A 14742-nucleotide genomic window follows, 5' to 3' on the forward strand; every position below is an offset into this window, starting at 1 on the left:
TCCGGATTGGACGAGCCACCGGGATGGCGGTGCCGTCCGCTCATTCTACACAAACCGGGGATGACACCAACGGCTCAATACAGGTCCTGTTCCTCGTCGCGCGCGGTCAGCACCTCGTAGCCGTTGGCGGTGACCGCGATGGTATGCTCCCACTGAGCGGACAGCTTGCGGTCCTTGGTGACCACGGTCCAGCCGTCCGGCAATACCTTATTGGAGGCCTTGCCGGCGTTGATCATCGGTTCGATGGTGAACACCATGCCCTCGACCAGCTCCAGACCGGTGCCGGTTTTGCCGTAGTGCAGGACCTGGGGCTCCTCGTGAAAGCCCTCGCCGATGCCGTGGCCGCAATATTCGCGCACCACGGAGAAACGCTCACTCTCGGCCAGTTTCTGGATACGGTGGCCGATGTCGCCCAGGCGTACGCCGGGCCTTACCATTCTGATACCGGCCAGCATGCACTCACGGGTGGTTTCCACCAGACGGCGGGACAGCACCGACGGCTCACCCACGTAATACATTTTGCTGGTGTCGCCGTGCCAGCCGTCCTTGATCACGGTGACATCGATATTGACGATATCACCGCTCTTGAGCACCTTTTTCTCATTGGGAATACCGTGGCAGACCACGTGGTTCACCGAGGTGCAGATGGACTTCGGAAAAGGAATGCGGCCCGGCGCGCCACCGTAGCCAAGGCAGGCGGGGATGGCCTTCTGCTTGTTGACGATGTGGTCATGGCAGATACGATCCAGTTCCTCGGTGGTCACCCCCGGCTGAACGTGCTCGCCAATCATTTCCAGGACTTCGGCGGCCAGACGGCCGGCTTCGCGCATTTTGGCGATTTGTTCGGGGGTTTTGATCACTACATTCATGCCAGGAACCTGTTCGTGGTAAAGGATGTCGTCGTCAATGAGCCGCGGCAAATAAAGACCGAAGTCAGTAAAGGTCGAGAACGAGCCCGGTGTCTACCCTGGAGATCGAGGGAAAAATACCGTGTTTTCAGAGACTTGGACGGACCCGGTCGGGTAGCGGCCGGGTCTTTTCCGTTGCCTCGATGGGGGCGGTCGTGGTATAAAGCGCCCGCTTTCTCACTCGTCGGCGGTGCCGCATTGTAACCGTTCGGCGCTGAGGAGTGGAGCCTTGGACCGGGCAACCCTTCCCAATACCGGGAAATGGGGGCTCCGGCCGGGTAAACAACGACACACACGTTCCGACACATGGCTCGGGGTGCTTCCAGGCGCTTCCTCTCTATTTATTAGGGAAGGGGAGACCGGAGGTTGGGTCATGAGGGGACGTGGAGGCCTAACCCTTGGAGTTTACATTATGTCTAGCGTAACCATGCGCGATATGCTGAAGGCCGGCGTGCACTTCGGCCACCAAACCCGTTACTGGAACCCGAAGATGAAGCCGTTCATCTTTGGTGCCCGCAACAAGATTCATATCGTTAACCTGGAATCCACCCTGCCGCTGTTCAACGAAGCCATTGGCTTCCTGAACAAACTGGCCGCCAGCAACAACAAAGTGCTGTTCGTTGGCACCAAGCGCGCCGCCCAGAAGGCGATTCGCGAGGAAGCCACTCGTTGCGGCATGCCTTATGTGGATCACCGTTGGCTCGGCGGCATGCTGACCAACTGGAAGACCATCCGCCAGTCCATCAAACGCCTGCGTGATCTGGAAGCGCAGAGCGAGGACGGCACCCTGGACAAGCTGACCAAGAAAGAAGCCCTGATGCGCCGCCGCGAGATGGACAAGCTGGAACGCTCCATCGGTGGTATCAAAGAGATGGGCGGTTTGCCGGACGCGCTGTTCGTGATCGACGTGGATCACGAAGATATCGCCGTTCAGGAAGCCCGCAAACTGGGTATTCCGGTGGTGGCGGTGGTGGACACCAACTCCGACCCGGATGACATCGACTACGTCATCCCGGGCAACGATGACGCCATTCGCGCTATTCAGCTTTATGTCCAGGCCGCCGCCGACGCGATCCTGGAAGGCAAGGAATACGCGAAAAACAGTGGTGCCGGCGGCGAGAGTGAATTCGTCGAGGTAGTGGAAGACTCGGAAGCCGACCAGGCCGAGGGTTGATTCGCGTCGGGCCGGGGATATCCCGGCCCGTGCCACCTGATTCAACACCCTGTTAAAAGATTCAAGAGGTAAGCATGGCTGCTGTAACTGCTGCAATGGTGAAAGAGCTTCGTGAGCGCACCGGCCTGGGCATGATGGAATGCAAAAAGGCGCTGGTGGAAGCGGATGCGGACATCGAAAAAGCCATTGATGACCTGCGCAAATCCGGCCAGGCGAAAGCCGCCAAGAAAGCCGGTCGTACCGCCGCCGAAGGCGCCGTGGTCGTGGCCACCAGCGACGATAATTCCCGTGCGCTGATGGTCGAGATCAACTCCGAAACCGACTTCGTTGCCCGCGACGAGAACTTCCTTGGCTTCGCCAACAAAGTGGCTCAGGCCGCTCTGCAGGCCGGTGCCACCGACGCCGCCGAGATCGCCGAACTGAAGCTGGAAGATGGCGCCTCCGTGGAAGAAGCGCGTCAGGCACTGGTGCAGAAAATTGGTGAGAACATTCAGGTGCGTCGTGCCGTCGCTCTGAACGTGGAAGGCGGCGTGGTCGCTTCCTATGTGCACGGCGGCAAAATCGGCGTGCTGGTTTCCCTGTCCGGTGGCGATACCGAGCTGGGTAAGGACGTGGCCATGCACGTGGCCGCGGTGGCGCCGATGGTGGTCAAATCCGACCAGGTGCCCGCCGAGACTCTGGACAAAGAGCGTGAAATCATCCGTGCTCAGCCGGATATGGAAGGCAAGCCCGCGGAAATCGTCGAGAAAATGGTTGGCGGCCGCATCAACAAATTCCTCAAGGAAGTGAGCCTGCTGGATCAGCCCTTCGTGAAGGATCCCAACACCTCCGTTGGCAACCTGGTGAAAGGTGCCGGTGCCGAGGTGGTGGCTTTCGAGCGCCTGGTGGTGGGCGAAGGCATCGAGAAGGAAGAGGTGGATTTCGCTGCTGAAGTCATGGCTCAGGCGAAACGCTAAATTGCGCGCCGCATGGCGTGCCGGGGTGGCGGCCGTAAAGTCTGCATATTTACGCCGCCGCGCCACCAAAACGCCTTGTTGGGCTCCCCAGCAAGGCGTTTTTTTAAGAATCGATTATTGAAACCGGGTGCCAACCGGCGCACCCGATGGCTTTGACGCCGATGACTGCTCTGTCCGAGAGGGCGGGTGATGTTTTTCGCGGGCATCGCGGAGACGGCGTGGAAAGCATGTGAGCGAATCTCCGCCGGCGCGATTAAACAGTTGCATCCTCGCGTGCGGCGGGTAGTGTGTCGAGAGTCCTGTGGCCGCGGTACGCTCGCGGGCCGGGCCATTTCAGGCGCACGGACCGAACGATTAGCAAATGGCGGGTATTCCATGAGTGGCGGAGAGCATGATATGGCCAAGAGCAAGGAGCGTTCACCGCGCTATAACCGCATCCTTCTCAAGCTGAGCGGTGAGGCGTTGGCGGGCGACGAGGGATTCGGTATCGATCCCCGGGTACTGGACACCTTATCCCTGGAGATTGGTCAGTTGGTGGGAATTGGTGTACAGGTGGGCATCGTTATCGGTGGCGGTAACCTGTTTCGCGGCGCCGCCCTGCAAACAGCCGGTCTGGACCGGGTGGCGGGCGATCACATGGGGATGCTGGCCACGGTAATGAACGGCCTGGCAATGCGCGATGCGCTGGAGCGCTCCAACATCCGCACCCGGCTGATGTCGGCCATTCCCATGAGCGGCATCGTGGAGCATTATGATCACCGGCACGCCATCCGCTATCTGAAAAACGGCGAAGTGGTGATCTTCTGTGCCGGCACTGGCAACCCGTTCTTCACCACGGATTCCGCCGCCTGTCTGCGCGGTATTGAAATCAGCGCCGACGTGGTGCTCAAGGCCACCAAGGTGGACGGGGTCTACGACGACGATCCGGTGAAGAACCCCGAAGCACGCAAATATGACCGCCTGACCTTCGATCAGGTGCTGGACAGCAAACTCGGCGTGATGGACCTGACCGCCATTTGCCTGTGTCGTGACCACGACATGCCGTTGCGTGTATTCAACATGAACAAGCAGGGCGCGTTGCTGAATCTGATGCTGGGGGGCAGCGAAGGCACCCTGGTGGCGTCCGAAGTACAGGAAGCGGGCTCCGAGACCGCATGATCGGCGGCGCAGCCCAGTGAAGAACAGGCGAGGAATCGAAAGGTGATCGAGGACATCAAGAAAGACGCGGAATCACGCATGAAAAAGAGCCTGGAGTCTCTGGACGTGGCTCTGAAGAAAGTGCGCACCGGTCGCGCTCATCCCAGTCTGCTGGACACTGTCCACGTGTCCTACTACGGCTCGGACACGCCGTTGAGCCAGTTGGCCAACATCAGCGTGGAGGAGGGGCGTACCTTGCTGGTGTCGCCGTTCGACAAGAGCCTGGTGCCGGATGTGGAAAAAGCCATCCTGGCTTCCGATCTGGGCCTGAATCCCTCCACCGCCGGCACCGTGATTCGTTTGCCGCTGCCTCCGCTGACCGAGGAAACCCGCCGCGATCTGGTGAAGGTGGTGCGCGGCGAGGCCGAGCATGCCAAAGTGGCGATCCGCAACATCCGCCGTGACGCCAATGGTGATTTCAAGGATTTGCTTAAGGAGAAGGAAATCTCCGAGGACGAAGCCCGTCGCGGCGAAGAGCAAATCCAGCAGCTTACCGACCGCATGGTCGGTGAGGTGGAGAAGATGCTCAAGATCAAGGAAGAAGAGTTGATGACCGTTTGAGGATCCCGGGATCCTGAAGCGGCCAGAGCGGGCGCCGGCAATTACCGGCGCCTGCGTTGTTTCGGGTGGTACGGGACGGCGAAACGGATCAGGCCCGTTCGTTGCCTGGTGAACAAGAGAAGCAAGGACGACAACCCGGAGGTTCTTGATGGAAGAAACCCGACCGGTTTCCTCGGCGCCGGACCTGGATTCCCACGCCGGGGCTTTGCCGCGCCACGTCGCCATCATCATGGACGGCAACAACCGTTGGGCCCGCCAGCGCGATTTGCCCGGCGTCGAAGGCCATCGGGCCGGTGAAGCCACGGTACGGGAAGTGATTCGCCGTGCCGCCCGTCGTGGCATCGAAGTAGTGACGCTGTTCGCGTTCAGTTCAGAAAACTGGCGCCGGCCGGAGGACGAGGTGCAGCATCTGCTGGCGCTGTTCGTTCACGCCCTCGGGGCCAGGGTCGCCGAATTGCACGAAAACGGCATCCGCTTGCGTTTCATCGGCGAGCGCTCCGCTTTCAATGACGGCTTGCGCCGGGGTATGGCCGAGGCCGAGCAACTGACCGCCAATAATGACGGCATGACCCTGGCCATCGCCGTTAATTATGGTGGCCAATGGGATCTGACTCAGGCCGCCCGCCGTGTGGCGCAACAGGTGCGTGACGGTGAGCTGGCGGTGGAGCAGATCACCGATGCCGAGCTGGGCCGTCACGTCAGTCTGGCCGATCTGCCGCCGCCGGATCTGCTGATCCGTACCGGTGGCGAGCAACGCCTGAGCAACTTCCTGTTGTGGCAGGCCGCCTACAGTGAATTCTATTTCACCCCAACCCTGTGGCCGGATTTTGACGGCCAGGCGCTGGATCGGGCGCTGGCGGATTACGCCTCCCGGCAGCGCCGCTTCGGGCGCTCCGGTGAGGAAGTCAGTCGCCTCGATGGAGACTCTTCATGCTGAAACAGAGGGTGATCACCGCTCTGATTCTGTTGCCGATCGTGCTGGGCGCGGTCTTTGGCCTCGGCCGGGTGCCGTTCGCGGTGATTGCCGGTGTGTTCTTCGTCGTCGGTGGCTGGGAGTGGTCCGGCATGATGCGTGGCCCGGGGCAGGGCGCCCGCCTGCTATGGTGCCTGTCCCTGGCGCTGCTGATGGTGGCGGTCGAAATCTGCCGCCCGGCCTGGGTGCTGAACGCACTGCCGCTGTGGTGGTTGCTGGCGCTGGTGATGGTGCTCGGCTATCCGGGTAACGCCCGGCTGTGGTTCCGGACGCCGGTCATGGTAGTGGTGGGCTGGTTGCTGCTGATACCGTCCTGGGCCGCGGTGGTGGAGCTGCAGGATCATGGCGCGCTGGGCCTGGCCGGCCCCTGGGCGCTGCTGTTCATTCTGGTGTGGGTGTGGGCGGCCGATACCGGCGCCTATTTCGCCGGCCGGGCCTTTGGCCGGCATAAGCTGGCACCGCTGGTCAGTCCCGGCAAGACGGTGGAGGGGCTGGTCGGCGGCGCTCTGCTGGCACTGGCCGTTGTGGCTCTGGTATACGCCACCGGCTGGCTGCGGGCGACCTTGCCGGCGCTATTGATCGTCGCGTTGATGACCGTACTGGCCTCGGTGCTGGGTGACCTGTTCGAAAGCATGGTCAAGCGCGAGCGCGGTATCAAGGACAGCGGCTCGGTATTGCCGGGCCACGGCGGTATGCTGGACCGTATCGACAGTGTCACCGCCGCTCTGCCGGTGGCGCTGGCCGGCCTTAACTGGTTCTCCCTGCCAGGAGGCGTGCTGTGAAGGAGCGTATTACCGTCCTCGGTGCCACTGGCAGCATTGGCTGCCAGACTCTTGAGGTGCTGGCCCTGCATCCGGAGCGCTATGAAGTGGTGGCGCTGACGGCGGGCCATCGCTGGCGTGAGCTGGCGGAACAATGTCTGCGCTGGCGCCCGCGTTACGCCGCTCTGGCGGACGAACAGGCCGCCGGCGAGCTTCGGAACCATCTCAAGGCGGCAGGGTCTGACACCGAAGTGCTGGCCGGGCACCAGGGTGTGTGTGCTCTCGCCGGGCTGGACGATGTGGACACGGTGGTCGCCGCCATCGTCGGCGCCGCCGGTGTGCGTCCGACCCTGGCGGCGGTCGGCGCCGGCAAGAAAATCCTGCTGGCGAACAAGGAAACCCTGGTGGTGACCGGCGCGCTCTTCATGGAGGCGGTGAAGCGCCATGGCGCCACGCTGTTACCGGTGGATTCCGAGCACAACGCCATCTTCCAGTGCCTGCCCCGGGGCGGTGTGGACCAGGGTGTGCGAAGAGTGCTGCTGACCGCGTCCGGCGGCCCGTTTCTTGGCTGGTCCGCCGAGCAACTGGCGTCGGTGACGCCGGAACAGGCGGTGCGTCATCCCAATTGGGACATGGGACCGAAAATTTCCGTGGATTCGGCCACGTTGATGAACAAGGGCCTGGAATTCATCGAGGCCTGCTGGTTGTTCGATATGCCGCCCGAACGAGTGGACGTGGTGATTCACCCGCAAAGCGTGGTGCATTCCATGGTCGAATACCTGGACGGCTCGGTGCTGGCGCAAATGGGCACACCAGACATGCGCACGCCGATCGCCTGCGCCCTGGCGTGGCCGCAGCGGATCGCCTCCGGCGCGCCGTCGCTGGATTTCGCCACGCTTGCCGAGCTGCGTTTCCTGCCGCCGGATGAGCAGGCCTTTCCCTGCCTGGCCCTGGCCCGGCAGGCGATGCAGGCGGGCGGCGCCGCCACCGCCGTGCTCAACGCCGCCAATGAAGTGGCGGTGGCCGCTTTTCTTGACGGCGGGCTGGGTTTCCAGCATATCGGTAGCGTGGTGGCGAACACTCTGGAAGCCTTGCCCGGCGGTTGCTGTGACGATGTGGATGAAGTGATGGACCTGGACGCCCGCGCGCGGGAGCTGGCCCGGCAACAAGTACAGGCTTTGGGCCGATGAAGGAGAAGGTGTGAAACGCGATGGTCAGACAGTAGTACCGCCGCTGATGGCTTGCACAGAGGTCAATCAATGCTGACGGTTCTGGCTTTCATCGTCACCATTCTGGTCATCGTTGCCTTCCATGAATGGGGACATTTTCTTGCCATGCGCGCCTTTGGCGTGCGGGTTTTGACGTTTTCCGTCGGCTTCGGCCCGCGCCTGTGCCGTTTTACCGATCGCCGTGGCACCGACTGGGTGATCAGCGCGATACCCCTGGGCGGCTTCGTCAGGCCGCTGGACCGCCGGGACGGCGAGATTCCGGACGACGCCACCCTGGAAGAAGAGTTCTCCGGCAAACCCGCCTGGCAGCGCGTGATCGTCTACGCCGCCGGTCCCATATTCAATTTCATTCTCGCCTTCCTGATCTACTGGCTGTTGATGATGACCGCTGGCGAACGCGGCTATGCGCCAGTGGTGGGCAATCCGACGGCGGACTCTCCGGCGGCGGCGGCGGGCTTCGAACCCGGCGATCGCATGCTCAGTATTGGCGGCCGTGAGGTGCGAACCTGGCAGGATGTGATGGGGCGGCTGGTGCTGTACCTGGGTGATGCCGAGCCGGTGCCGGTGCAAGTGCGGGACAGCCAGGGCCAGGAGCGCACCCGGCAACTGGATATCAGCGCCTGGTCCCAGGATCCGGAGCAGTCGCCATTGCCGGTGCTGGGCCTGAGCCCGGCGGTGGTGATCGGCGAGATCGCGGAGGACAGCGGAGCCCAGCGCTCCGGCGTGCGGAGCGGCGATCAGGTGCTGACCACCGACGGTCAGCCGGTGCCGGGCTGGAGCGCCTGGCGGCAGAAGCTGCAGGAAAGCCCGGGGCAGGCTCTGCCGGCCACCGTGCTGCGTGATGGCCGTGAGCATTCCCTGACATTGCATCCGGAGCCGGTGACGGTGGAAGATCGCGTGGTCGGTCAGCTCGGAGTGCTGCCCGGTGGTATCGTCGAACAGCGCTATAATCCGTTGTCGGCGCTGGACGCCGCCGGCGGCCGCCTGGCCGAGCAGGCCGGCGTGGTGTGGGCGAGCATCGCCAAATTGTTTACCGGTCACTTGCCACTGGATAGTCTCGGTGGGCCGGTGACCATTGCCCAGGTGGCCGGGCAGAGCGCGGAGGTGGGAATTCTCAGCTTCCTGATGCTGCTGGCCTACCTCAGTATCACCCTGGGCATTATCAACCTGCTGCCGGTGCCGATGTTGGACGGCGGTTGGATTCTTTTCGGCATCATCGAAATGATTCGCGGGCGCAGCCTGCCCGAGCGGTTCCTGACCACCGCTCAAGGGGTGGGGCTGACGCTGGTGATGAGTTTCATGTTGTTGGCCATCTACAACGATCTGGTGCGACAGTTTTCATGAGATACCGGGAAACGACCCAAACCCTGTTCGGCGGGGTACTGCTGACTCTGGGGGCCCTGAGCCCCGCGCTGGTACAAGCCCAGGAAGCCGTGCCGTTTCAAGTAAGGGATATTCGCGTGGAGGGGCTGCAACGCATCCCCGTCGAGCGGGTATACGCCACCTTGCCCATTCAGCCCGGTGACACCGTGACCCGGCAAAGCGTGGTGCAGTCGGTGCAAGCCCTGTTCGCCACCGGCAATTACGAGGATGTGCAACTGGGGCGCGACGGCGACGATCTGGTGGTGATGGTCTCCGAGCGGCCGAGCATTGCCCGTATCGAGCTGTCCGGCAATAAGTCGATCGAGGAGGACGCCCTGCGCAAGGGGCTGACCGAAGCCGGTCTGGCGGAGGGCGAAGTGTTCCAGCGATCCACCCTGGAGGCCATTTCCGGCGAGCTGGAGCGGCAGTACGTGGCCCAGGGCCGCTATGGCGCGGATATCAGCACCGAAGTAACGCCGCTGCCGCGGAACCGGGTGGCGCTGAAGATCGACATCTACGAAGGCAAATCGGCGCGCATCAACGACATCAACATCGTTGGCAACACCGTGTTTGATGACGATGAGCTGCTCAAGGTCTTCAATCTGCGGCCGTCGCACTTCTGGTCGTTCATCAAGGGCGACGACAAATACAGTCGCGAACGGCTGGCCGGTGATCTGGAGCAATTGCGGTCGTACTATCTGGATCGTGGCTACATCAACTTCTCCATCGAGTCCACTCAGGTGGCGGTGACCCCGGACCGGGAGAAGGTGGCGCTCACCATCAACGTCAACGAAGGCGAGCAGTACACCGTCAACAGCATCAAACTGGCCGGTGATCTGGTGGTGGACGAGGAGCAACTGCGCTCTCTGGTGGTGCTGGACAAGGGCCAGGTCTTCAGCCAGCAGCAGGTGACCTACACCAGTGATCTGATCAAACGCCGCCTGGGTAACGAAGGCTACACCTTCGCCGAGGTGCGGGGCATCGATCAGGCGACCAACGACGACGACAACACCGTTGACGTGGTGTTTTACGTGGAGCCGGGGCGCAAGGTTTACGTTCGCCGCATCAACTACAGCGGCAACCAGAAAACCGCCGACGAAGTGATGCGCCGGGAAATGCGCCAGTTCGAGCAGGCGCCGGCCAATACCGCGCTGATCGACTTGTCCCGTCAGCGTCTGGAGCGTCTCGGTTACTTCAGCGCGGTGCAGGCGGACACCGATCCGGTGCCCGGATCCGATGATCTGGTGGATGTGAACTACAAAGTGGAGGAGCAGCCGTCCGGTTCCATCGGCGCCAATGTCGGTTATTCCGATGCCTCCGGTGTGGTGTTCGGCGCCAACATCAGTCAGAACAACTTCCGTGGTACCGGTAACCGGGTGTCCTTTGCGCTCAGCCGCAGCGATATCCGGGACGCCTACAGCTTCTCTCACTACAACCCGTACTACACCCTGGACGGTGTCAGCCGGGGCTTCAGCCTGTACTACTCCAAGATTGATTTCGATGAGGCCCGGGTCTCCTCCTATGCCGCGGACCGCGCCGGCGGCTCGGTGACCTTCGGCTACCCGATTTCCGAATACACCCGTCTGAGCTTCGGCGGTGGTCTGGAGCGCACCAAGATTTCCGACGGCGAATTCATCGCCGTGGACATCGCCCGCTTCATGGAAGAAGAAGGCCGCACCTTCGACGAGATCAAGACCAACGCCACCTTGCGCACCAGCACCCTTAACCGGGGGGTGCTGCCGGACCGTGGCTGGGCCAGCACTTTGAATCTGGAAGTGGCGGTGCCGGGCTCCGACTACCTGTTCTATAAACTGAGCTGGGACGGCGAGAAGTATTTCCCCATCACCAACCGCTGGACCCTGCGTACCCGCAGCGCCATCGCTTATGGTGACGGCTATGGCGACAACGAAGTTCTGCCGTTCTTCGAAGCGTTCTACGGCGGTGGTATCGGCTCGGTCCGGGGCTATGAGTCCCGCTCCCTGGGTCCCCGGTCCGATGCGTTGTATTATGCGCAACGCGGTGAAACGGACCCGGATCCCGATCCGATCGGGGGTAACCTGCTGACCGAACTCAGCGTGGAATTGATCTTCCCGACGCCGTTCGCGGCGGAATCGCGCAGCGTGCGGACTTTCCTGTTCGCCGACGCGGGTAATATTTTCGAGACTAAACGGGATGATATCGACGCTGATTTCGCCGTCCAGGATCTGCGGGCATCGGTGGGGATCGGCCTGAGCTGGCTCACCGCCATCGGTCCGCTCAGCTTCAACCTGGCCAAGGCGATCAACAACGAGTCCGGCGACGATACCGAAGTGTTCCAGTTCTCTCTGGGGCAAACGTTCTGATAGCGATCGGATAGAGGCTGGCCCGGTGGCGCCGGGCCTTTGTTGTTATTGGGAAGGGAAGTGTTAGGAGCGGTTATGAAGAAGAGCTTGCTTGTTGTACTGATGTTGTTGCCGGTGCTGGCCAGCGCGGAAATGCGCATTGGCGTGGTGGATCCGATCGGTGCCTTGCAGGAGGCCGACGAGTTCAAGACCCGTTACAGCAAACTGGAATCGTCATTGCAGGGCGACCAGGCGCGGCTGGAGCAGTTGGGCAAGGAAGTGGAAGGCTTGCGCAACCGCCTCGACAAGGAAGGCATGACCATGGGCGAGGACGAACGCCAGCGTTTGCAGACCCAGGGACAGCAAAAGATGATCGAAGTGCAGAACCTGCGTCAGTCCGCGCAAAAGAAACTGGGGCGCGGCCAGCAGGAAATCCTGGACGTGATGGAGCCGAAGCTGCGTGAAGCGGTGGAAGCGGTGGCCAAGAAGCGTAATCTGGACATGGTCCTCAATGGCCAGGCGGTGGTGTACCTGAAAGGCGATGAGCCGGACATCACCAAGGACGTCACCCAGCAACTCAATCGCATGAAATAATCGATGACGGTTACTCTGGAATTTCTCGCCCGGGAGCTGGAGGCGGAACTGCATGGTCCGGCGGACGTCGAGGTCAGTGGCCTCGGCACCATTGGTGCCGCCGGTCCACACCAGCTCACCTTTCTGGCCAATCCGCGCTATCGTGCCTTCCTGGAGAACACCAGCGCCGGCGCGGTACTGCTGAGCGCGGATCAACGGGAGCATTGCCCGGTACCCGCTCTGGTGGTGAAGGATCCGTACCTGGCGTTCGCCAAAGCCAGCCATTTCTTTGATACCGCGCCGCCGGTGCCCGCCGGGATCCATCCGAGCGCGGTGGTGGATCCTTCAGCGACGGTGCCGGAGTCGGTATCGCTGGGGCCGAATGTGGTGGTCGACGCTGATGTGGTGCTGGGTGAAGGCACCGTGGTGATGGCCAATTCCGTCATCGGAGCCGGTACGCGCATCGGCGAGCAAGGGCGCATCTGGCCGAATGTTACAATTTATCATGGTGTTACCATCGGGCCGCGGACTACCATTCACTCCCATACCGTGATCGGCGCGGACGGGTTCGGCTTTGCCTTCAACGGCGCGGGCTGGACCAAGGTGGCGCAGGTGGGCGGTGTGCGTATCGGCGCGGACGTGGAGATCGGCGCCGGCACCACTATTGATCGCGGGGCCATCGAGGACACCGTGATCGGCAATGGGGTGATCCTGGATAATCAGATTCAGGTGGCCCACAACGTGGTGATCGGCGATCATTCCGCTCTGGCCGGCAAGGTCGGCATCGCCGGCAGCAGCCGTATCGGCAGCTACTGCATGATCGGCGGCGCGGTGGGAATCTCGGGTCACCTGGAAATCTGTGACCAGGTGCAGATTCTCGGCATGTCCCTGGTGTCCCGTTCGATCACGGAGCCGGGCACTTACGGGTCGGCGCTGCCCGTGGACAAACAGGACCGTTACCGCCGTAATGTGGCGCGTTTTCGCCACTTGGACGAGTTGTCCCGGCGGGTTCGTCGTCTGGAAAAGGCGCGGGGCGGGAGCAGCGAAGACTGAATCCCAGGCCGCGTCAGGCCCAGCGACGATCGGATGTCACGCCCCCGACAGGGGGTTTTTGCTTTCGGAATACATATCATGATGGACATTAACGAGGTGCGGGAATACTTGCCCCACCGCTATCCGTTTTTGCTGGTGGACCGGGTGGTGAACGTGGAGCCGGGCAAGCGCATCGAGGCGTACAAGAACGTCACGATCAACGAGCCCTTCTTCAACGGCCATTTCCCGCAGGAACCGATCATGCCCGGCGTGCTGATCATCGAAGCGATGGCTCAGGCCGCCGGGATCCTCGGGTTCGTCACCGAGAACAAGCGCCCGGCGGATGGTTACATCTACCTGCTGGTGGGCGTGGACAATGCCCGTTTCAAGCGTCAGGTCGTGCCCGGTGATCGTTTGACGCTGCATGCCGAGTGGCTGATGCTGCGCCGCAGCATCCTCAAGTTCACCTGCCGCGCGGAAGTGGAGGGCCAACTGGTGGCCTCCGCCGACATGCTGGTGGCGGAACAGAAAGTCTGATTCACGCCCGCTCGGGCGGGCGTCACGGCCATCGCCGCCTTTTGGGCTCTTAGAGCCTGTTTACGATCTATTCACCGCCGCGCCGGAGTTCATTTTGTCGTCAGGGCGTGATTTCGATTGTGCGATGTAGTCATTCTACATAAACAAGCGTAATCGCGGTCTGGCGGCAAAAGGGACCCGGCCCTTCGGGTTGCGCTTGAAAAGCCGCCAGAGGACGCTGTGGCCTTTGACTTTGGAACCACCAGAGCCTGCAGTCCCCAACGCCCTCTGGCGGCTTTTACAGCGGCAACGCGGTGGCGAATAGATCGTAAACAGGCTCTTGGCTATACTTGCGGCGATTGCACCATTCGGAACGACACACCAGCCCAGGGTGGACACGCATACCTATGATTCATCCCACAGCCATTATCGATCCCAAAGCGGACCTGGCGGCGGACGTCGAAGTCGGGCCGTACTCCGTGATCGGGCCTGACGTCACCATCGGTGCCGGCACTGTTATCGGCCCCCATGTGGTGATCAAGGGGCCGACCCGCATCGGCGCCAATAACCGCATTTTTCAGTTCGCTTCGGTGGGCGAGGACTGCCAGGACAAGAAATATCAGGGGGAACCCACCCGTCTGGAGGTCGGTGACGGTAACGTGATTCGCGAGCACGTCACCATTCACCGCGGCACCGTGCAGGATCAGGGGCTGACCCGCATCGGCAACAACAATCTGCTGATGGCCACGGTGCATGTGGCCCATGATTGCATGATCGGCAACGATAATATTTTCGCCAATGCCACCGGCATCGCCGGCCACGTGCACATCGGCGACAACGTGATTCTCGGCGGCATGACCGGTATTCACCAGTTCTGCCACATTGGTTCCTACGCCATGTCCGCCGGCTGCAGTCTGATCGTCAAGGATGTCCCCGCCTACGTCATGGTCGGCGGCAATCCTTCCTCGGCCCGCAGCATGAACTTCGAGGGCATGCGCCGGCGCGGATGGGACAGCGAAGTCATCAACCGTCTGCGCAAGGCCTTCAAAGTGGTCTACCGCCAGGGCATGACCCTGGAGCAGGCGCTGGCGGAGCTGGATCCGGAAGCCGGGCAGTGCGATAAGCTGAAGCTGTTCGTGGACTCCCTGCGTGATTCCACCCGGGGCATCACTCGCTGAT

General features: G+C 61.9%; 14 protein-coding genes. 13 read left to right on the forward strand and 1 reads right to left on the reverse strand.

Annotated elements, in window-relative coordinates:
* Positions 1–74: 74 nt before the first annotated feature.
* Positions 75–869: a type I methionyl aminopeptidase gene (map, locus tag RYH70_RS09220; protein WP_063139659.1), complete on the reverse strand. Its 795-nt coding sequence runs from the start codon at positions 867–869 to the stop codon at positions 75–77.
* Positions 870–1320: 451 nt separating this feature from the next.
* Between map and rpsB the strand changes: the two genes are divergently transcribed.
* The 13 genes from rpsB to lpxA all read left to right on the forward strand — a co-directional run bounded on the left by rpsB (position 1321) and on the right by lpxA (position 14741).
* The gene (gene rpsB / locus RYH70_RS09225; RefSeq protein ID WP_022994532.1) at positions 1321–2082 is read left to right on the forward strand and encodes a 30S ribosomal protein S2; all 762 of its coding nucleotides are present in this window, start codon (positions 1321–1323) and stop codon (positions 2080–2082) included.
* Positions 2083–2156: 74 nt separating this feature from the next.
* A complete protein-coding gene (tsf, locus tag RYH70_RS09230) occupies positions 2157–3038 on the forward strand; it encodes a translation elongation factor Ts (protein ID WP_026949954.1) in 882 nt (293 codons plus the stop codon).
* Between the two features lie 396 nt (positions 3039–3434).
* Positions 3435–4196, forward strand: a complete 762-nt coding sequence (pyrH, locus tag RYH70_RS09235) for a UMP kinase (protein WP_014994270.1) — start codon at positions 3435–3437, stop codon at positions 4194–4196.
* 42 nt (positions 4197–4238) lie between these two features.
* Positions 4239–4796, forward strand: coding sequence for a ribosome recycling factor (frr, locus tag RYH70_RS09240; RefSeq protein WP_022994534.1), 558 nt, complete (start codon positions 4239–4241; stop codon positions 4794–4796).
* Positions 4797–4944: 148 nt separating this feature from the next.
* Positions 4945–5733, forward strand: a complete 789-nt coding sequence (gene uppS, locus RYH70_RS09245) for a polyprenyl diphosphate synthase (RefSeq protein WP_022994535.1) — start codon at positions 4945–4947, stop codon at positions 5731–5733.
* Positions 5727–6551: a phosphatidate cytidylyltransferase gene (locus tag RYH70_RS09250; RefSeq protein WP_022994536.1), complete on the forward strand. Its 825-nt coding sequence runs from the start codon at positions 5727–5729 to the stop codon at positions 6549–6551. Before uppS ends, RYH70_RS09250 begins: the two co-directional genes overlap by 7 nt.
* Complete coding sequence (gene ispC / locus RYH70_RS09255) at positions 6548–7720, forward strand: 1-deoxy-D-xylulose-5-phosphate reductoisomerase (protein WP_022994537.1); 1173 nt, start codon at positions 6548–6550, stop codon at positions 7718–7720. Before RYH70_RS09250 ends, ispC begins: the two co-directional genes overlap by 4 nt.
* A 69-nt stretch (positions 7721–7789) precedes the next feature.
* Entirely contained in the window at positions 7790–9103 is a 1314-nt protein-coding gene (gene rseP, locus RYH70_RS09260; RefSeq protein WP_022994538.1) for an RIP metalloprotease RseP, read from the forward strand.
* Entirely contained in the window at positions 9100–11463 is a 2364-nt protein-coding gene (bamA, locus tag RYH70_RS09265; protein WP_022994539.1) for an outer membrane protein assembly factor BamA, read from the forward strand. Before rseP ends, bamA begins: the two co-directional genes overlap by 4 nt.
* 75 nt (positions 11464–11538) lie before the next feature.
* Positions 11539–12036, forward strand: a complete 498-nt coding sequence (locus tag RYH70_RS09270) for an OmpH family outer membrane protein (protein WP_022994540.1) — start codon at positions 11539–11541, stop codon at positions 12034–12036.
* A 3-nt stretch (positions 12037–12039) separates the two neighbouring features.
* Positions 12040–13068: a UDP-3-O-(3-hydroxymyristoyl)glucosamine N-acyltransferase gene (gene lpxD, locus RYH70_RS09275; RefSeq protein WP_022994541.1), complete on the forward strand. Its 1029-nt coding sequence runs from the start codon at positions 12040–12042 to the stop codon at positions 13066–13068.
* A 78-nt stretch (positions 13069–13146) separates the two neighbouring features.
* Positions 13147–13584, forward strand: a complete 438-nt coding sequence (fabZ, locus tag RYH70_RS09280) for a 3-hydroxyacyl-ACP dehydratase FabZ (RefSeq protein ID WP_014994279.1) — start codon at positions 13147–13149, stop codon at positions 13582–13584.
* 386 nt (positions 13585–13970) lie between these two features.
* Positions 13971–14741, forward strand: a complete 771-nt coding sequence (gene lpxA, locus RYH70_RS09285) for an acyl-ACP--UDP-N-acetylglucosamine O-acyltransferase (RefSeq protein WP_022994542.1) — start codon at positions 13971–13973, stop codon at positions 14739–14741.
* Position 14742: the final 1 nt, after the last annotated feature.

Source organism: Alloalcanivorax xenomutans (assembly GCF_032810065.1).
GTDB lineage: Bacteria > Pseudomonadota > Gammaproteobacteria > Pseudomonadales > Alcanivoracaceae > Alloalcanivorax > Alloalcanivorax xenomutans.

Excerpts from the sequence above, each read along its gene's own strand:
- map (WP_063139659.1), bottom strand. The coding sequence starts at position 869 with ATGAATGTAGTGATCAAAACCCCCGAACAAATCGCCAAAATGCGCGAA.
- rpsB (WP_022994532.1), top strand. The coding sequence starts at position 1,321 with ATGTCTAGCGTAACCATGCGCGATATGCTGAAGGCCGGCGTGCACTTC.
- tsf (WP_026949954.1), top strand. The coding sequence starts at position 2,157 with ATGGCTGCTGTAACTGCTGCAATGGTGAAAGAGCTTCGTGAGCGCACC.
- pyrH (WP_014994270.1), top strand. The coding sequence starts at position 3,435 with ATGGCCAAGAGCAAGGAGCGTTCACCGCGCTATAACCGCATCCTTCTC.
- uppS (WP_022994535.1), top strand. The coding sequence starts at position 4,945 with ATGGAAGAAACCCGACCGGTTTCCTCGGCGCCGGACCTGGATTCCCAC.
- RYH70_RS09250 (WP_022994536.1), top strand. The coding sequence starts at position 5,727 with ATGCTGAAACAGAGGGTGATCACCGCTCTGATTCTGTTGCCGATCGTG.
- rseP (WP_022994538.1), top strand. The coding sequence starts at position 7,790 with ATGCTGACGGTTCTGGCTTTCATCGTCACCATTCTGGTCATCGTTGCC.
- bamA (WP_022994539.1), top strand. The coding sequence starts at position 9,100 with ATGAGATACCGGGAAACGACCCAAACCCTGTTCGGCGGGGTACTGCTG.
- RYH70_RS09270 (WP_022994540.1), top strand. The coding sequence starts at position 11,539 with ATGAAGAAGAGCTTGCTTGTTGTACTGATGTTGTTGCCGGTGCTGGCC.
- lpxD (WP_022994541.1), top strand. The coding sequence starts at position 12,040 with ATGACGGTTACTCTGGAATTTCTCGCCCGGGAGCTGGAGGCGGAACTG.
- fabZ (WP_014994279.1), top strand. The coding sequence starts at position 13,147 with ATGATGGACATTAACGAGGTGCGGGAATACTTGCCCCACCGCTATCCG.
- lpxA (WP_022994542.1), top strand. The coding sequence starts at position 13,971 with ATGATTCATCCCACAGCCATTATCGATCCCAAAGCGGACCTGGCGGCG.